At 60.3% G+C, this 16,439-nt stretch carries 16 protein-coding genes; 11 read left to right on the top strand and 5 right to left on the bottom strand.

Annotation, left to right across the window (positions count from 1 at the left end; genetic code table 11):
• Positions 1-69 precede the first annotated feature (69 nt).
• Together CLU84_RS02365 and CLU84_RS02370 are read right to left on the bottom strand one after the other, a co-directional pair.
• Positions 70-777: a DsbC family protein gene (locus tag CLU84_RS02365; RefSeq protein WP_099735763.1), complete on the bottom strand. Its 708-nt coding sequence runs from the start codon at positions 775-777 to the stop codon at positions 70-72.
• A gap of 123 nt (positions 778-900) precedes the next feature.
• Complete coding sequence (locus CLU84_RS02370; protein ID WP_199173673.1) at positions 901-2,025, bottom strand: FAD-dependent monooxygenase; 1,125 nt, start codon at positions 2,023-2,025, stop codon at positions 901-903.
• A 161-nt stretch (positions 2,026-2,186) separates the two neighbouring features.
• Between CLU84_RS02370 and CLU84_RS02375 the strand changes: the two genes are divergently transcribed.
• Both CLU84_RS02375 and ychF read left to right on the top strand, forming a co-directional pair.
• Positions 2,187-3,074: an MOSC domain-containing protein gene (locus CLU84_RS02375; protein WP_099735765.1), complete on the top strand. Its 888-nt coding sequence runs from the start codon at positions 2,187-2,189 to the stop codon at positions 3,072-3,074.
• Between the two features lie 223 nt (positions 3,075-3,297).
• Complete coding sequence (gene ychF / locus CLU84_RS02380) at positions 3,298-4,392, top strand: redox-regulated ATPase YchF (RefSeq protein WP_099735766.1); 1,095 nt, start codon at positions 3,298-3,300, stop codon at positions 4,390-4,392.
• Positions 4,393-4,459: 67 nt separating this feature from the next.
• Here ychF and CLU84_RS02385 read toward each other — a convergent pair whose 3' ends face one another.
• Positions 4,460-5,383, bottom strand: coding sequence for an NAD(P)-dependent oxidoreductase (locus CLU84_RS02385; RefSeq protein ID WP_099735767.1), 924 nt, complete (start codon positions 5,381-5,383; stop codon positions 4,460-4,462).
• Positions 5,384-5,411: 28 nt separating this feature from the next.
• Complete coding sequence (locus CLU84_RS02390) at positions 5,412-6,290, bottom strand: SDR family NAD(P)-dependent oxidoreductase (protein ID WP_099735768.1); 879 nt, start codon at positions 6,288-6,290, stop codon at positions 5,412-5,414.
• Between the two features lie 511 nt (positions 6,291-6,801).
• Between CLU84_RS02390 and CLU84_RS02395 the strand changes: the two genes are divergently transcribed.
• The 5 genes from CLU84_RS02395 (at position 6,802) to CLU84_RS22545 (ending at position 11,733) form a co-directional block, all read left to right on the top strand.
• A complete protein-coding gene (locus tag CLU84_RS02395; RefSeq protein WP_099735769.1) occupies positions 6,802-7,752 on the top strand; it encodes a hypothetical protein in 951 nt (316 codons plus the stop codon).
• Between the two features lie 134 nt (positions 7,753-7,886).
• Positions 7,887-8,759, top strand: coding sequence for a carboxylating nicotinate-nucleotide diphosphorylase (gene nadC / locus CLU84_RS02400; RefSeq protein ID WP_099735770.1), 873 nt, complete (start codon positions 7,887-7,889; stop codon positions 8,757-8,759).
• A 124-nt stretch (positions 8,760-8,883) separates the two neighbouring features.
• Positions 8,884-9,882: a tripartite tricarboxylate transporter substrate binding protein gene (locus tag CLU84_RS02405; protein ID WP_099735771.1), complete on the top strand. Its 999-nt coding sequence runs from the start codon at positions 8,884-8,886 to the stop codon at positions 9,880-9,882.
• Between the two features lie 442 nt (positions 9,883-10,324).
• Positions 10,325-11,575, top strand: a complete 1,251-nt coding sequence (locus CLU84_RS02410; RefSeq protein WP_233209904.1) for a carbohydrate porin — start codon at positions 10,325-10,327, stop codon at positions 11,573-11,575.
• Positions 11,576-11,601: 26 nt separating this feature from the next.
• Positions 11,602-11,733, top strand: a complete 132-nt coding sequence (locus CLU84_RS22545; RefSeq protein WP_255409103.1) for a carbohydrate porin — start codon at positions 11,602-11,604, stop codon at positions 11,731-11,733.
• 1 nt (position 11,734) lies between these two features.
• On the opposite strand, the gene CLU84_RS02415 is transcribed toward CLU84_RS22545, so the two are convergent.
• Positions 11,735-12,256, bottom strand: a complete 522-nt coding sequence (locus CLU84_RS02415; RefSeq protein WP_099735772.1) for a YqaA family protein — start codon at positions 12,254-12,256, stop codon at positions 11,735-11,737.
• A 144-nt stretch (positions 12,257-12,400) separates the two neighbouring features.
• Between CLU84_RS02415 and CLU84_RS02420 the strand changes: the two genes are divergently transcribed.
• The 4 genes from CLU84_RS02420 (at position 12,401) to purH (ending at position 16,340) form a co-directional block, all read left to right on the top strand.
• A complete protein-coding gene (locus CLU84_RS02420) occupies positions 12,401-13,192 on the top strand; it encodes a M15 family metallopeptidase (RefSeq protein ID WP_199173674.1) in 792 nt (263 codons plus the stop codon).
• Positions 13,193-13,358: 166 nt separating this feature from the next.
• Positions 13,359-14,423, top strand: coding sequence for a tRNA dihydrouridine synthase DusB (gene dusB, locus CLU84_RS02425; protein WP_099735773.1), 1,065 nt, complete (start codon positions 13,359-13,361; stop codon positions 14,421-14,423).
• Positions 14,420-14,653, top strand: coding sequence for a Fis family transcriptional regulator (locus tag CLU84_RS02430; RefSeq protein WP_099735774.1), 234 nt, complete (start codon positions 14,420-14,422; stop codon positions 14,651-14,653). The genes dusB and CLU84_RS02430 overlap by 4 nt, the downstream gene beginning before the upstream one ends.
• An 88-nt stretch (positions 14,654-14,741) precedes the next feature.
• The gene (purH, locus tag CLU84_RS02435) at positions 14,742-16,340 is read left to right on the top strand and encodes a bifunctional phosphoribosylaminoimidazolecarboxamide formyltransferase/IMP cyclohydrolase (RefSeq protein ID WP_099735775.1); all 1,599 of its coding nucleotides are present in this window, start codon (positions 14,742-14,744) and stop codon (positions 16,338-16,340) included.
• Positions 16,341-16,439: the final 99 nt, after the last annotated feature.

Consider the following 16,439-nt stretch of genomic DNA (forward strand, 5'->3'; position numbering starts at 1 on the left):
CAGCGCGGTGATCTCAAACAGACCTGACGCGCGCTGCTCCGGCAGAGATTGAGTTGTTATTTGGCGGAATTACTTGGCAGCAGCCAGATGCTTTTCCACCTCGGCGGCAGAAATAGCACCGGGGACGCGCACATTGTTGGAGAACACGACGGTAGGAGTGCCGGTGATCTTGTACTTGCGGCCAAAGGCCAGATTGCGCTGGATGGCTGCGGTATCGCACTGCACGGCGGAGGCATTCTTGCTGTTCAGCATCTGCTCATGCCAGGCCTTGGCCTGATCCTTGGCGCACCAGATGTTACGCGACTTCTCGGCGGAGTCGGGGCTCAGTATGGGGTAGAGGAAGAGGTAGATGGTGACGTTATCCACGCTTTGTAGGTCTTTTTCAAAGCGCTTGCAGTAGCCGCAGTTCGGGTCTTCAAACACGGCCATCTTGCGCTCGCCCTTGCCATGCACGATGGTGATGGCGTCCTTGAGCGGCAGCTGCTTGAAGTCCACAGCCGTCAGCTGGGTCATGCGGTCTTCAGTCAGATTGCGGCGCGCCTTGGTGTCGATCAGCTCGCCCTGAATCAGATAGTTGCCCTTGGCATCGGTATAGAAAATGTCCGTGCCCACGCGTACTTCATACAGGCCTGACATGGGGGTGGCGCGGACCTCGTCGATTTTTTCGAGCTGAGGAATGCGCTCGGTCAGTGTCTTTTTGAGGTTGGCATCCTGGGCGTGAACATTCAGGCCGAAGGTCAGGCTGGCAGCAGCCAGAAGGCAGGCAACAAGTTTCATGGGTGATCTGTCAGGCCGCGCAGGCGGCGGGTATGGCTAACGGTTTCTGCCGTCCCGGGTGTGCCGGGAGGCAGGGCTGAGGGTTGGAGTCTGATCGGTCTCAGGGGTTCCATGAAGTTGGCGTCAGAGCAAACCCATGGCCTGCTTGGCCATCCAGGACTTGAGCGGGCCGCTGCGCTCAAAGCCCTTCATGCCCCAGTTGCGCAGCATCTGCATGGGCACTTCGGGGCGGGCAAACAGCTGCTGCAGGCCATCCATGGCCAGACCCATGGGGGCCAGAGCCGCCTTGCGCTCACGCTCGTATTGGCGCAGCAGCTTCAAATCAGCGGGGCTGCGCCAGTAGTCGCGCTCTTGTAGCACGCGGGCCAGCGCCTGGGCATCGGCAAGGCCCAGGTTCAGGCCCTGACCTGCCAATGGGTGCACGTTGTGGGCGGCATCACCGGCCAGCACCCAGCTCTGGTTGCTCTTTTGCGCAAACGGGCCGCACCAGCGGTCAGCCACCGCCTGCTGCAGCGGCCAGGTGGCGCGATCAGCAATCATCTCCAGCTGGCCCAGCGCATCTTGACTGATGGCCTGCAGGCGGGTGGTGAAGCTTTCTTCGTCGCTGTCCAGCCACTGGGGCACCAGCGCTTGCTCCAGCGACCAGACCACGGCCACTTCATGACCTTCCGGGCCGCCCATGGGCAGCAGGGCCAGAATGCCTTCGGGCGTAAACCACTGGCGGGCGATACCGCCGTGGGGCAGCTCGCAGCTCAGGCGTGTGGCAATCGCGTGCTGGGGGTAGGGGGTGACTGTGAACTCCACGCCAAACTCGCTGCGCGTGCTGCTGGAGCGGCCTTCGCAGACGGCGGTGAGGGCGGCGTCTACCGGCTCTTTGACGATTTCGACCTGCGGCTGGTAGCGCACGGCCTCGGCCAGACGCTGCTCCAGTGCGGGCACATCGACAATCCAGGCCAGCGCTTCCACATCCTGCGAAGCGGCATCAAACTGCACCTGGCCGTCCAGATCGCCAAAGACCTGCATGCCGACCACGGGCGTGGCATCTTCATCGTCGGGCCAGCAGCGCAGAGACTGCAGCACGGCTCTGGAACTGGCGTTCAGCGCATAGGCCCGTACATCCTGCTGCTGTGATCTGGCCTGTGGCGGTGCCACGAGGGCGACACGCAAACGCTCACGCGCCAGCAAAAGGGCCAAGGTCCGGCCCACAATGCCGGCTCCACGAATACATACATCAAAGGTTTGCGCCATGGCCGTCATTGTAGAAGGCGCAGGTGAGGCCTGCGGGCATAGAGGGAACCCCAGCGCCCTGCTGGTGTATCGGGCGCGCAACTATATTGTTGATAGCGCCTTGCGTATGACTAGCAAGAGCTTGAGTGCAAAATGCTGTGAAAGTTAGCAAAGGACATGCGATGACGGACTCCACCCACGACGTGCAAGGCCAGATTGCCGAGCTCTGGATTTACCCTGTCAAATCTTGCGCCGGCATTGCCGTGCAACAGGCCCGCCTGTCGCGCCACGGGCTGGAGTGGGACCGGCACTGGATGGTGGTGGAGCCCAATGGCGAGTTCTTGACCCAGCGCAGTCACCCGCGCATGGCGCTGATTCGCCCTGAAATCACGGCCGATTCATTGCTGCTGCACTTTGCCGGTCAGCCCAGTCTGCAAATACCGCTGCTGGCGCAGGGCGAAAAATGCCGGGCCCGGGTCTGGAGCGACACGGTGCAGGCTTGGGATCTGGGTGAATGGGCGGCACCTGCTCGCGCATGGCTTAGCCAAGTGCTGGAAACGGATTGCCAGCTGGTGCGCTTTGACCCGGCCCAGCCCCGCCAGGCCAGCGAGCGTTGGGTGAGCAGCGGTCAGGCCCCGGTGCATTTTGCCGACGGCTACCCGTTGCTGGTGCTCAGCCAGTCGGCGGTTGACGAGCTGAACCAACGCCTGGCCCAGGCGGGCGAGGCTGCAGTTGATGCTAGGCGCTTTCGCCCTAATATCGTGATTGCCGGCATCGAAGCCCACGACGAAGACCGGGTGGAACAGCTGGATGTGAAGGAGCTACCGGGCTTGAGCCTGCTGCCCTGCAAGCCTTGTACGCGCTGCCCCATCCCCGATATCGACCCGGATACGGCGGTGCCGGGAACCTCAGTTGGGCAGTCGATTGGCAGCTACCGCCAAGATCCACGTGTGGATGGTGCTATTACTTTTGGTATGAACGCGATTGTGCTGGGCCTGCCTGAGGCAGAGGGCGTAAGCGTTCAGCTGGCGCTGGGCCAGCAACTGGCGGGTAATCTGCGCTTTGATTAGCCACCTCCTGGTAATGACGGGCGCAATCTACGGCGGATAAGCAGAGATTGCCGGGTCATTACAATCGAGGGCTTTCCGTGACAAAACCGGCACAAAACTCTGCAAGCCCAGAGTGCTCTGCCGTCACGCTCCCAAGAGAACCAGATTCGCCTCAATGCGGATCGGGCACTTCGGCCACGATGGTGTGGTGCCAGGTAGTGCATTGATACATAAGGAAAATTCCATGAGCCTCAAATGCGGCATCGTTGGCCTGCCCAACGTGGGCAAGTCCACTCTTTTCAACGCGCTGACCAAGGCTGGCATCGCTGCTGAAAACTACCCCTTCTGCACGATTGAGCCCAACACCGGCGTGGTGGAAGTGCCCGATCCGCGTCTGGATCAGCTGTCCGAGATCGTCAAGCCCGAGCGCGTGGTTCCTGCCATTGTGGAATTCGTGGACATCGCTGGTCTGGTAGCCGGTGCTTCCAAGGGTGAAGGCCTGGGCAACCAGTTCCTGGCCCACATCCGCGAAACCGACGCTATCGTCAACGTGGTGCGCTGCTTTGAAGACTCCAACGTGATTCACGTGGCCAACAAGGTGGACCCGATTGCCGACATCGAAGTCATTCAGACCGAGCTGTGCCTGGCCGACATGGCTACGGTGGAAAAGGCAATTCACCGCTATAACAAGGCCGCTCGCTCTGGTACCGACAAGGATGCCGCCAAGGTGGTGGCCCTGCTCACCCAGATTCAGGACGCCCTGAACGAAGGCAAGCCAGCACGCACCGTGCCCGTCTCCAAGGAAGACGCGCCCCTGATCAAGCAGTTCTGCCTGATCACCGCCAAGCCCGCCATGTTTGTGGGCAATGTGTCGGAAGACGGTTTCGAGAACAATCCTTTGCTGGACCAGCTCAAGGCTTATGCCGAAGCCCAGGGCGCGCCTGTGGTGGCCATCTGCGCCAAGATCGAAGCCGAAATGTCCGAGATGGACGACGAAGACCGCGACATGTTCCTGGAAGAGCTGGGTCTGGAAGAGCCGGGCCTGAACCGCCTGATTCGCGCTGGCTTCAAGCTGCTGGGTCTGCAAACCTACTTCACCGCTGGTGTGAAGGAAGTGCGCGCCTGGACTGTACCTATTGGCGCAACCGCCCCTCAGGCGGCTGGCGTGATTCACGGTGACTTTGAGCGCGGTTTCATTCGTGCCCAGACCATTGCGTTTGACGACTTCATCCAGTTCAAGGGTGAACAAGGCGCCAAGGATGCCGGCAAGATGCGTGCTGAAGGCAAGGAATACATCGTCAAAGACGGCGATGTGCTGAACTTCTTGTTCAACGTCTAAGCCTCGTCAGCCATTAAAAAAGCCCCGCCAGTCATTGGCGGGGCTTTTTTGTTGCCAAGGCTGTGTCTTACGCCGCCTGAGTTTGTGACTCCAGTACTTGCGCCACGGCTTCGCGAATGGCGTGCTCCACGTCGTTGCGACGGTAATTCAGACGCTGCTGCGCATCGGCAGTGGGCTGATAGCTCACAGGGGTGTGGCGGCCAGCGTAGATGACTTCGTCGGGCATCAGCGGGTGGTTCTGGTCTTTTTCGGGTACCACGGTGCTGCTGCCCACAGCCTTGAAGAACAGGCCGAAGAAGTCGGCGAACGAGATGTTTTCATCGCCCACCAGGTAGGCCTCGCCCGACTGGCCGTTTTCCAGCGCGCCAGCAATGGCTTCAGACAGCGAGCGCACCGACATGAAGTTGGTGCCGCCTGTTGGGCCAAAGACGGGCATATCACCCATCTGGCCCTTGGCGTAGGCGGTGTAGGCCTCAAAAATAGGGCTGGGCAGGCCGGGCACCGATCCGACCATAAAAGGCGCGTTCAGGCTGCAGACATCAAAACCTGGTGTGGCCAGCGCGCGGGCACCCACGCAGGCCATGTGGCGCGAGCGTACATAGGGATCGCTTTCGGTCAGTTTGATGTCGATCTGTGGGTAGAAGCTGCCAATCAGCACGGCTTTGCTAATGCCGGCGGTGCGGGCCAGTGCAAAGAATTTTGGCAGGGCTTCGCCGTTGGCATATAGCCAGTGGGCTGCGGCATCCGCCTGGGGTGGCACGTGGCGAATGTCATTGCCTGCTGCAAAAACCAGAGCATCAAAACCTGTCAGCTCAGCCTGCGTGACGGTGCCCGCTACGTAATCCATGGCGATAAAGGGCAGCTGCGCCATGGCCGTGGTGGCCGGTGCGGGCTTGCGTGCGGCAATGGTGACCTGATGGCCCAGCGATTGCAGATGCAGTGCGGCGTGACCGCCGAGAAGGCCTGTGCCTCCGACAACAAGAATTTTCATGGTGACTCTGTCAAAAAAGAGGAAGTGTTCAGGAACGGTCGAGCAGGGCAGGCTTGGCCTGATCGCTGCTGGATGCGTCGATAAAGCCATTGCCGGTGATGAGGGGGATGGTGGTCCAGGCGCCGCCGGGGGCTTGCATCCAGCCGCCAGCTGCCAGTGCGCCGCCGTCAACATTGAGGGTGGTGCCCGTCACCCAGGCTGCCAGCGGGCTGGCCAGGTAGAGCGCCGCACCTGCGCAGTCGCTGGGCTGGCCGAAGCGGCCAAGCGGAATCCAGCGCGGGATGTGGTGCTTGTTGGCTTCAGGGATGGCCAGGCTGACAGGCACTTGCGCGGTTTCGGTGGTTTCAGGTGCGATGACGTTGACGCGAATGCCTTCGGGGGCTAGCTCCAGCGCCAGAGTGCGAGAGAAGCCTCCAATCGCTGCCTTGAACGCGGCGTAGACAGCGCAGGTAGGAGCGCCGCGCAGGCCTTCGATGGAAGAGATGCTGACAATGCTGGAGCCGTGGCCGCGTTTGCGCAGCAGGGGCAGCATGGCGCGGGTGACGCTGAAGATGTGGCGTAAATTCAGGTCATAGAGGCGGCTGATTTCGTCGTCGCTGAATTCTTCAAAACGCTTGGAGAGCACAAAGTCGCCGACGTTGTTGACGAGAACGTCCAGACCGCCAAATTCGCTGTAGATGCGCTGGGCCAGAGCCTGAACGTCTGCCTCTCGCGTCATGTCGCCCTCGACTACCAGGGCCTCAACGCCTGCGCGATCAAGCGATTTACGCATCTCGGCCACCAGTTCTGGCTTGATGTCCGCAATGACGATTCGCGCCCCGGCATCACTGAACGCCTCGGCGATACCACGCCCTATGCCTGATCCGCCGCCTGTCACCAGAACCGTCTTGCCTTTGAAATCAATCATCAGTCTTCCCTTCCATGGATCTTTAATTCTTGAAAGATGGAGATGGCCGACCGATGTCTGCCGGCGAAATACGCCGCAGCTATCCGTCGCCAACCCGGGCAAGGCAAAACCGGTGGTCAAAACCGACCTTCAATCGTTGGCCTCCGACTCGCAGGCAGTGCGCGGTGTTGTCTTGGCACCGGCGGCTGCAGGCGCTCAGATGCAATCTGATTTCGCTTCCCAAGCCGAAGTCAGTATTGATGCCGTAATGCGCAAGTAGTTACTCAAAACGGACTATCGACCTGTGCAAAGAGGGTGGTACGCGCGGGAAGTGCAGGGCGAGTGGCGGAATCAGGGAAAAGCCCGAGGAGAAAGCGTAGTCCGTTAAAACGAGTTGTTCATGATCAGAAGTGCGGCGGGATGCCGCAAGATTTGGCGACTCAGGCACTATGAAGTTCCGGGTCAGTGCCTGCGCACCGTAGAATTTGCTTTTCCCCTGATGGGGCTTTGCCCTCCAACGCTTTTGAGTGGTTTGAACAATTCCGAACTGCATTCCGTGCAGGCCGATCTGGTGGCAGTGCTGGTTGCCGTCACGGATGGCCAGCCCCGTATCCTGACCACTGGGTCCGGGCGGGCGCTGCCTGCCGGGCCCTTTACCAGCAATCACAGCTCCCTTCAGGCCAGCTTGCGCGCGTGGGTGGAAAAGCAGACCCATCACCCGCTGGGTTTTGTGGAGCAGCTCTACACCTTTGCCGACCGTGAACGCTCGCAGCAACTGGGCATGCATGTCATCTCCATCAGCTATCTGGCTCTGACGCAAGAGCTGGATGAAACCGGTGCCGCACAGCCCGGCTGGCAGGACTGGTACCGCTACTTTCCCTGGGAAGACTGGCGCGATGGCATGCCTGCCGTGATTGCCGAACGCATCGCACCCGCGCTGACTGACTGGAGTGAAAACGCTTCAGATAGCGTATCTAGAAGCGCACGCTGGCAAAGGGCTGCAGTGACTTTTGGCCTGGATGAATACGAGTGGAACGAAGAGCTGGTGCTGCAGCGCTACGAACTGCTGTTTGAAGCCTGCGTGGTACCCGAGGCATGGGGTGAGGGCGATGGCGAAAGTTCGGCCTCTGCCGCCGCCAGCTTGCTGCCCGGCGCCGCTATGAGCAACGACCACCGCCGCATTCTGGCCACCGGCATGGCCCGCCTGCGCGCCAAAATCAAATACCGGCCCGTGGTGTTTGAGCTGATGCCCGAGGAATTCTCGCTGCTGCAGCTGCAGCAGACGGTAGAGGCGCTGGCAGGCCGTGGCCTACACAAGCAAAATTTTCGCCGCCTTATAGAGCAGCAATCACTGGTCGAAGAAACCGGTCAGGTCACGGCTGTGGGCGCGGGCCGCCCGGCCAAGCTCTACCGCTTCAGGCGCAATGTAATGCTGGAGCGGGCGATTGTTGGCAACAAGCTGCCGCTGGCGCGCAGCCACTGATTCATCGCGTATTCCTCCGGTCAATTGCACTCTGAGTAGTGCTTGACTTGAATAATGCTCAGGTTTAGCATAAGTCCACCTGCGCGAGGCTTTCAAAGCCATTCGCGCTTTTTTCTCGACTATAAATACTCAAAATGAGCATTACTAAAATTGCAGCACTGCCCGTTCCGTCTTTGCCCGATGTGATGCTGGAGCCGCTGGTGCGTATGGCCTTGCTGGAAGACCTGGGCCGTGCCGGAGACCTGACCACAGACACCATAGTCCCTGCCGATACCACGGACGAGCTGCGCCTGATGGCCAGACAAGACGGCGTGCTAGCCGGGCTGGACCTCGCGCGTCTGGCCTTTACGCTCATGGATGGCCGTATGGAGTTCGATGTCAGCTGCGCTGATGGCACGCGACTGGTGCCTGGCATGGAAATCGCCCGTATTCGCGGCAAAAGCCGCGCCATTTTATCGGCGGAGCGCACAGCCCTCAACTACCTGTGCCACCTGAGCGGTGTGGCCAGCGCCACGCATTCGATTGCCGAAGCCATCAAGCCCTTTGGCACGCGCGTGACCTGCACCCGCAAGACCATGCCCGGCCTGCGCTCGCTGCAAAAGTATGCGGTGCGTGTGGGCGGCGGCAGCAATCACCGCTTTGGGCTGGACGATGCCGTGCTCATCAAAGACAACCACATTGCGCTGGCCGGCGATGTCGCCACCGCCGTGGGCCGCGCGCGCGCTGGCGTGGGCCATATGGTCAAGATCGAGCTGGAAGTGGACACGCTGGCGCAGCTGGAAGTGGCGCTGCAACTGGGCGTGGATGTGGTGCTGCTGGATAACATGAGTCTGGACGATTTGCGCAACGCTGTGGCCATGTGCAAGGGACGCGCGATTACCGAAGCCTCGGGCCGCATCACCCCCGAGACAGCACCTGCTGTGGCGGCCACCGGTGTGGATCAGATCGCGGTGGGCTGGCTGACGCACAGCGCCAAGGTGCTGGATATTGGCCTGGACGCTGGATGATCTCTCTGCTGAGCGGCTTTGCCCCTTCCCCCCAAGGGGGGATGACACCCTCGCCACAAGGCGGCGCTTGCTCGGCGTCTCTGGTGTGCGCTCTGCCTTTGCATGTCTTGTGATGTGACAGCTAATGAAGACTCTTTTTAAACATCGCCGCAGCCTGGCCTTGCTGGCACTTGCTGTGCTTGCCACGGCTGCGGCTGGTTTGTGGCAGGCCCGCACGGGTACTGCGGCCATGCGGTTTGAAAAGCCCATCACCATTGTGGTGACCTTTCCGCCCGGCGGCGGCACGGACTTGCTGGCCCGCAAGCTGGGCGCAGCGCTGCAAGAGCGCATAGGCCAGACCGTGGTGGTGGAAAACCGCCCCGGTGCCAGCGGCAACATTGGCGCGCGTGAAGTGGCGCAGGCCAAGGCAGACGGCAGCACGCTGCTGATGGCCAACAGCTCTTTTGCCATCAACCCTGGCGTGTACCAGCATCTGGACTTTGACCCGCGCAAAGACTTCAAGGCCGTCTTCAATGCGGGCACGATTGCCTCGGTGCTGGTCGTTCCGCTGCACAGCAGCATTTACAGCCTTGCCGATGCGCTGGCTCAGACCTCTGCAGCACAACCTCTGGCCTTTGCCAGCTGTGGCAACGGCACACCCCAGCACATGGCCGGTGAAATGCTGGCGCAGGCCACGCACAGGCCTTTGCAGCACATTCCTTTCAAAGGCTGTGGCCCGGCCATTACCGCTGTGGCAGCCGATCAGGTGCCGCTGGGCGTGGTCACAGCCAGCAGCGCAGCGCCCTTGATTGAGGCTGGCCGTGTGCGCGCCATTGCCATCACGGCGCCGCAACGGGTGGCGCAGCTGGCAGAGGTGCCCACGGTGGCAGAGCAGGGCGTCAAAGCCTTTGCCGTAGAGCAGTGGCATGGCCTGCTGGCCCCGGCCGCCACGCCTGATGCAGTGGTCGCTCACCTGAACGAGGTGCTGGGCCAGATACTGAGCGATCCTGTCATGCAGCAGGCGCTGATGCAGCAGGGCTACACATTGCTCAAGCAGACGCCTGTGCAATTTGCGCAGCAGATTCAGGCCGATATGGATCGCTATGCGGCGGTGACCCAAAGCCTTGGGCTGAAGGTGGACTGAATTTTGGCAAAAGGGGCTGCACCCTGGCCGGTTTACGGTGCGCTGCTCTGTGTCGAGCTTGCCGCAATGTGGTTCTTTCGCCGCAAACCACAGGAGTTATTGCGGTGCAACATTCGCTGCCTATAATCCGCGCACTTTCATTTTCAAAAGGACGGCAGTGACTACTAGCCCGAGTGATAGTTGTAGGCCGGTGCTTCGCATCGGTACGTCTCGGGCTGGCTGACGTCCTCGGCCATGCCCCGCGTTGGGTAGAGCATGAGTTCTACAGCCAATGAGGCCCGGCCATTTCCATTTTCTCTATGACCATCGGAATGGCAGTCGTGAATAGGCGACTGCCATGGCTGCGGGCGCGTTCATGGCAGAAATGGCTTCTTTCTCCCTATCTTGTAGTTCATTGCCTGAGCAGTAGACGGATTGCGCCAGAGCGCAGCAAGGAGTGCGAATGCAGCAGCAAAAGAAAACACCTGATATCCATCTGAAGAAACAAATCTGCGCGGGCGGAATCTTCTCCCTGTGTCTGGCGTGGATGGCTCCGGCCGTGGCGCAGCAAAGTGCCGACCTTGCCGAAGCCGATGTTGCCTACGATGTGCAAAGCGCGAACACTGTGGAGTCGGAAAACTGGAATGCCAAGTTCCAGAGTACCTATGTCTGGCAGCGTAAGCGGGCGTTCTCGGCACCTTACAGCGGTGCCATGAGCCTGTCGCCCGAGAGAGAGCGCAGCTATTCGCTGACGGCGACGGCATCATTTGGCTATCGCCCCTGGGCTGGTGGCGAGGTGTATCTGGATCTCGAAGGGGCAAAGGGGATTGCACTGTCCCATCTGGCCGGTTTGGGAGGTCCCACCAATGGTGAGTTGGCCAAGACTGCAGGTTCACAGTTCAAGATCTACCGGGCGCGTGCTTACTTGCGTCAGACATGGAACCAGGGTGGCGAGCGGGAGGCGTTGGAGTCCGAAGCCGGGCAATTGGCGGGCATGGTGGACAAGCGCCGTACGGTGCTCACGGTAGGCAATCTGGCCGTCATCGATATCTTTGACAACAACCGTTACAACCATGACCCGCGCACCCAGTTCATGAACTGGTCGCTGATGACTCAAGGCGCGTTCGACTATGCCGCAGATGCCCGGGGCTACAGCTGGGGCGCGGTGCTAGAGTGGTTTCACGACGACTGGGAGGTGCGCTTCGGTCGTTTCATCCAGCCCAAGGAGCCCAACGGGCAGCCACTGGACTATCGAATCTTCAAACACTATGGCGACCAACTGGAAGTGGCCCATGCACACACGCTGGCTGGCCAGCCAGGCAAGTTGCGGGCTTTGGTCTTCCGCAACCATGCCGTGATGACGAGCTATGGCGATGCGCTGAACTTGGCGGCCCAGACCGGGATGGTGCCGGATCTGAATGCTGCGAGATACGGTGCCAGAAGCAAGCATGGCTTCGGCATCAATCTGGAGCAGGCGCTGAGTGATGATGTGGGGCTGTTTGCCCGTGGCAGTTGGGCGGACGGCAAGACGGAAATCTATGCCTTTACGGAGATTGACCGCTCGCTTTCTGCCGGTCTGCTGATCCAGGGGCGCAAATGGGGAAGAGCGAACGATACGCTGGGCATAGGCGTGGCGCGCAATTTTCTCTCGCCCACGCACCGCCAGTATCTGGCAGAGGGGGGAAGGGGCCATTCATTGGTGATGGACGCCTGAACTACAAGCCCGAGAATATTCTGGAAATGTTCTACAGCGTGGGGATCAATAAGAAATCCAGCGTCAGCTTTGACTGGCAGCATATCCGCAACCCTGCATATAACTCGGACCGCGGGCCGGTCAACGCACTGGCTGTGCGTTTGCACACGGAGTTCTGATCTAGAAAAACCGCAGGATGAGCTGGTGCAAACCAGCCGTCATCAGCAGGTAGCGCATGAATTTTCCAATCGCCATATAGAACACGCAGGGCCAGAAAGGCAGGCGCACCCAGCCTGCCACGGCGCACAGCGGGTCACCCACAATGGGCAGCCAGCTCAGCAGGCAGGCTTTGGCACCGTATTTGCGCAGCCAGTAGCGGGCCATGCGGTTCCAGCGTGACTTGTGGTGCATGTTCTGGAGCGCGGGGTCGCCGGTTTTGCGCAGCTTTTTGGCCTTGTTCCAGGCCTTGTGGGCTGCCAGTCCCATCCCCCAGCTGATGGCGCCGCCCAGCGTGTTGCCTGCTGTGGCGACCACAATGGCGGGCCAGAAAAGGGCCGGGTTGGCCGAGACAAGGGCTGCGACCACGGGTTCTGAGCCCAGTGGCAGCAAGGTGGCCGAAATCAGGGCGACGATAAAAACGGTGCTCAGGCCCAGCTCAGGCAGGGCCAGCCACTGTAGTAACTGATGAATCCACGCTTCCATAGGGAAGCTAGTTTAGGGGCCGCGCTGAATTCCCTGAACTTTGCTGATCGCGGGCAGGGTAAGTAGTGCTTGGCTGATGTATGGTTTCTTTTCCAAATGTATACGCTGGTGTAATCAAGTGATACCAGATTAACGGGAGTAAAAATGGCGTTTAGCCCTCAGTCAAACACGGCGCTGCTGAGCAAGTCGGCAGCTCTGGCTGCTGCTTTGCTTTTGATAGCTGGTTGCGCCCAGAAAATGGGCGCTGGAGCCTCATCTGATGCCAAACCCGCAGTGACTAAAGTCGCGGCCGATCTGGTGCCGCTGGCAACGCTGGCACCGGGCGTTAAGCAGGACATGCGCTATGTCACCAAGCACAACTTCATGGGCCGACCCATTGCGGGGTACGAGGCAGGGGTCTGCTGGCTCAGCCGCCCGGCGGCAGAGTCGCTGGCCGACGTGCAAAAGGAATTGACCAGCCATGGGCTGGCGCTCAAGGTTTTTGACTGCTACCGCCCGCAGGCTGCGGTGGATGACTTTGTGCGCTGGGGCCGCGATATGGGTGACCAGCTGAACAAGGACATGTACTACCCGCGCGTGCCCAAGAGTGAACTGTTCAAGCGCGGTTACATCGCTGAAAAATCCGGCCACAGCCGCGCCAGCACAGTGGATATGACGCTGCAGGTGATCGATGCCAAGCGCGCCAGCAAACTGGTGCGTGGCCCGCTGGCCGACGGTATCGAGGTGGATATGGGTACGCCCTTTGACATGTTTGACGAGCAGTCGCATACCGATAACGCCAAGCAATCTCCGGACGTGCAGCACAACCGCCGCTGGCTGCGTACCCTGATGCAGCGCAACGGCTGGAAAAATCTGCCTGAAGAGTGGTGGCACTACACCCTGGTCAGCGAGCCCTATCCCGAGCAGTACTTCAATGTGCCGGTGCGCAGCAACTGAGGCCGCAGACCCGTGTTTTTGATAGTGATTCACACGCGAGGGTGATGCATGGTGTTTAGTGCTGCTGAAAATTTGGGCAGGTATAATCTACCCCTCTTTTCCAGCGCCCAGTCTGCGCCGGGCCCCGCCAGAATCTGGTAGCCCGCCGCAAAGCGAACCCCTTTCCATGCCCGCCCTGCACATTGGTCATATCCCACTGGCAAATCGTCTGTTTGTCGCACCCATGGCGGGCGTGACGGACAGGCCGTTTCGTCAGCTGTGCAAGGCACTGGGGGCAGGCTACGCGGTCAGCGAGATGGTGACCAGCCGCAAGGACTTGTGGAACAGCCTGAAAACCAGCCGCCGCGCCAACCATGAAGGCGAGCCGGGGCCGATTTCGGTCCAGATCGCCGGTACCGAAGCGCAGATGATGGCTGAGGCCGCCGTCTACAACATCGAGCGCGGCGCGCAGATCATTGATATCAACATGGGTTGCCCGGCCAAGAAGGTCTGCAACAAATGGGCGGGCTCCGCCCTGATGCAGAACGAGCCACTGGCCGTGGAAATTGCCCGCGCCGTGGTTGAAGCCGCGCGCCCCTTCAACGTGCCCGTCACGCTGAAGATGCGCACCGGCTGGTGCGATGAGCACAAAAATGCCATCGCCCTGGCTCGCCAGTTTGAGGATGTGGGCATTCAGATGCTCACCGTTCATGGCCGCACGCGCGAGCAGGGCTACAAAGGCTTTGCCGAGTACGACACGATTGCTGCCGTCAAACAGGCGGTGAACGTGCCCGTGGTGGCCAATGGCGATATCAACAGCCCCGAAAAAGCCCGCGATGTGCTGGCCTATACCGGGGCGGACGCCATCATGGTCGGCCGTGCAGCGCAGGGCAGGCCGTGGATTTTTCGTGAGATTGGCCATTTTCTGGCCACGGGCGAGTATCTGGCACCACCGCTGGTGAGCGAGCTGCGAAGCCTGCTGCTTGAGCATCTGCAAGATCACTACCGTCTGTACGGAGAGGGAACCGGCGTGCGCAGCGCCCGCAAGCATATTGCGTGGTATCTGCGTGCTCTGCCGGGCGGGGAAGAGTTCAGAAAACATATCAACACTATTGAGGACTGCGCGGTGCAATGGCAGGCCGTTGCCGACTATCTTGAGGCCCTTGGGCAGCAGATGGACCGGATACCGGCCGCCACGGCCGCTGCTGAAGGCAGCAGCGAGCTGGATGAACCGGCAGAAATGACTGCATGAGCAATCAGAATTTAGAACAAGTTGTTCGCGATAGCCTGGAAGGCTATTTCCGCGATCTCGAAGGCGAAACACCGGCCAATGTCTATGACATGGTGATCCGCCTCGTCGAAAAGCCCTTGCTGGAAGTGGTGATGGGGCAGGCCGAAAACAATCAGTCGCGTGCGGCTGAGTGGCTGGGCCTGAACCGCAACACCCTGCGCAAAAAGCTGGTCGATCACCAGCTGCTCTGAATCGATAAAACTACCAAATCCATAGCTGCAAGCGCTTTATAGATATGGGCTTGCGGCTTGTTTTTATCCAAACTTTGAATTGACGCCCATGAAAGCTCTGATCTCCGTCTCTGACAAGACCGGTATCGTCGAATTTGCGCAAGCCCTGCACGCTCTTGGCGTGCAGCTGCTGTCCACCGGTGGCACCGCCAAGCTGCTGGCAGGCGTGGGCCTGCCCGTGACCGAAGTGGCCGAAGTCACCAAATTCCCCGAAATGCTGGACGGCCGCGTCAAAACTCTGCACCCCATGGTGCACGGTGGCTTGCTGGCCCGTCGCGAGCTGCCAGAGCACATGGCTGCGCTGAAGGAACACGGCATCGAGACCATTGACCTGCTGGTCGTGAACCTCTACCCCTTTGAAGCCACCGTGGCTAAGGCCGGTTGCACGCTGGCCGACGCGATCGAGAACATCGACATTGGCGGCCCCGCCATGGTGCGCTCCGCTGCCAAGAACTGGAAAGACGTGGGCGTGATCACCGCCGCTGACCAGTACGACGCTGTGCTGGCTGAGCTGAAGACAGCTGGCAAGCTGAGCAACAAGCTGCGCTTTGAAATGTCTGTGGCTGCGTTCAACCGCATCAGCCAGTACGACGGCGCTATCAGCGACTACCTGTCGTCGGTGAAGTTTGAAGACGAGAAGCTGAGCGAAGAATACGTGCCCGAGCGCAACCTGTTTGCTGACCAGGCCAACAGCCAGTTCGTCAAGATCCAGGATCTGCGCTACGGTGAAAACAGCCACCAGCAAGCCGCCTGGTACCGCGATCTGTACCCCGCACCCGGCTCGCTGGCCACGGGCGTGCAGCTGCAAGGCAAGGAACTGAGCTACAACAACATTGCCGACGCTGATGCTGCGTGGGAATGCGTGAAGAGCTTTGACGTGCCCGCTTGCGTGATCGTCAAGCACGCCAACCCCTGCGGCGTGGCGATTGGCAAGGATGCGCACGAGTCGTACGCCAAGGCCTTCCAGACCGACCCCACCAGCGCGTTTGGCGGCATCATTGCCTTCAATCGCCCTGTGGATAAGGCCGCTGCCGAAGCGGTGTCCAAGCAGTTCGTTGAAGTGCTGATGGCTCCCGCATTCAGCGCCGAAGCCCTGGAAATCTTCAAGTCCAAGGTCAATGTGCGCCTGATGACGATTGCACTGCCTGCCGGTGGTGCCACCGACTGGGATAACGGCCGCAACGCCGTCGAATCCAAGCGCATTGGCTCTGGCTTGCTGCTGCAAACCTCTGACAACCACGAGCTGACACTGGCCGACCTGAAGGTCGTGACCGTCAAGCAACCCACGCCCGAAGAACTGCAAGACCTGCTGTTCGCATGGAACGTGGCCAAGTTCGTCAAGTCCAACGCCATCGTCTTCTGCAAGAACGGCATGACCATGGGCGTGGGCGCAGGCCAGATGTCGCGTCTGGATTCGGCACGCATCGCCTCCATCAAGGCGGAAGCGGCCAAGCTGTCGCTGCAGAACACGGTTGTGGCGTCGGACGCTTTCTTCCCCTTCCGCGACGGTCTGGATGTGGTGGTCGATGCGGGCGCAACCTGCGTGGCACAGCCCGGCGGCTCCATGCGTGACCAGGAAGTGATTGATGCGGCGAACGAGCGTGGCGTGGCCATGGTGTTCACCGGCGTGCGCCACTTCCGCCATTGATCTTGGCTGCGGCGAATACAGGTCTTCATACTTCGTTGCACAGTCTCGCCGTAGCGTTGCTACTGCCTTCGACTGTGTCGCCTCGTCTGAACCGCGAAT

The sequence above is a fragment of the Comamonas sp. 26 genome (assembly GCF_002754475.1).
GTDB lineage: Bacteria > Pseudomonadota > Gammaproteobacteria > Burkholderiales > Burkholderiaceae_C > Comamonas.

Excerpts from the sequence above, each read along its gene's own strand:
- CLU84_RS02385 (WP_099735767.1), bottom strand. The coding sequence starts at position 5,383 with ATGAAAATTCTTGTTGTCGGAGGCACAGGCCTTCTCGGCGGTCACGCC.
- ychF (WP_099735766.1), top strand. The coding sequence starts at position 3,298 with ATGAGCCTCAAATGCGGCATCGTTGGCCTGCCCAACGTGGGCAAGTCC.
- purH (WP_099735775.1), top strand. The coding sequence starts at position 14,742 with ATGAAAGCTCTGATCTCCGTCTCTGACAAGACCGGTATCGTCGAATTT.
- CLU84_RS02430 (WP_099735774.1), top strand. The coding sequence starts at position 14,420 with ATGAGCAATCAGAATTTAGAACAAGTTGTTCGCGATAGCCTGGAAGGC.
- CLU84_RS02410 (WP_233209904.1), top strand. The coding sequence starts at position 10,325 with ATGCAGCAGCAAAAGAAAACACCTGATATCCATCTGAAGAAACAAATC.
- CLU84_RS02390 (WP_099735768.1), bottom strand. The coding sequence starts at position 6,290 with ATGATTGATTTCAAAGGCAAGACGGTTCTGGTGACAGGCGGCGGATCA.
- CLU84_RS02420 (WP_199173674.1), top strand. The coding sequence starts at position 12,401 with ATGGCGTTTAGCCCTCAGTCAAACACGGCGCTGCTGAGCAAGTCGGCA.
- CLU84_RS22545 (WP_255409103.1), top strand. The coding sequence starts at position 11,602 with ATGTTCTACAGCGTGGGGATCAATAAGAAATCCAGCGTCAGCTTTGAC.
- CLU84_RS02405 (WP_099735771.1), top strand. The coding sequence starts at position 8,884 with ATGAAGACTCTTTTTAAACATCGCCGCAGCCTGGCCTTGCTGGCACTT.
- CLU84_RS02375 (WP_099735765.1), top strand. The coding sequence starts at position 2,187 with ATGACGGACTCCACCCACGACGTGCAAGGCCAGATTGCCGAGCTCTGG.
- nadC (WP_099735770.1), top strand. The coding sequence starts at position 7,887 with ATGAGCATTACTAAAATTGCAGCACTGCCCGTTCCGTCTTTGCCCGAT.
- dusB (WP_099735773.1), top strand. The coding sequence starts at position 13,359 with ATGCCCGCCCTGCACATTGGTCATATCCCACTGGCAAATCGTCTGTTT.
- CLU84_RS02365 (WP_099735763.1), bottom strand. The coding sequence starts at position 777 with ATGAAACTTGTTGCCTGCCTTCTGGCTGCTGCCAGCCTGACCTTCGGC.
- CLU84_RS02370 (WP_199173673.1), bottom strand. The coding sequence starts at position 2,025 with ATGGCGCAAACCTTTGATGTATGTATTCGTGGAGCCGGCATTGTGGGC.
- CLU84_RS02415 (WP_099735772.1), bottom strand. The coding sequence starts at position 12,256 with ATGGAAGCGTGGATTCATCAGTTACTACAGTGGCTGGCCCTGCCTGAG.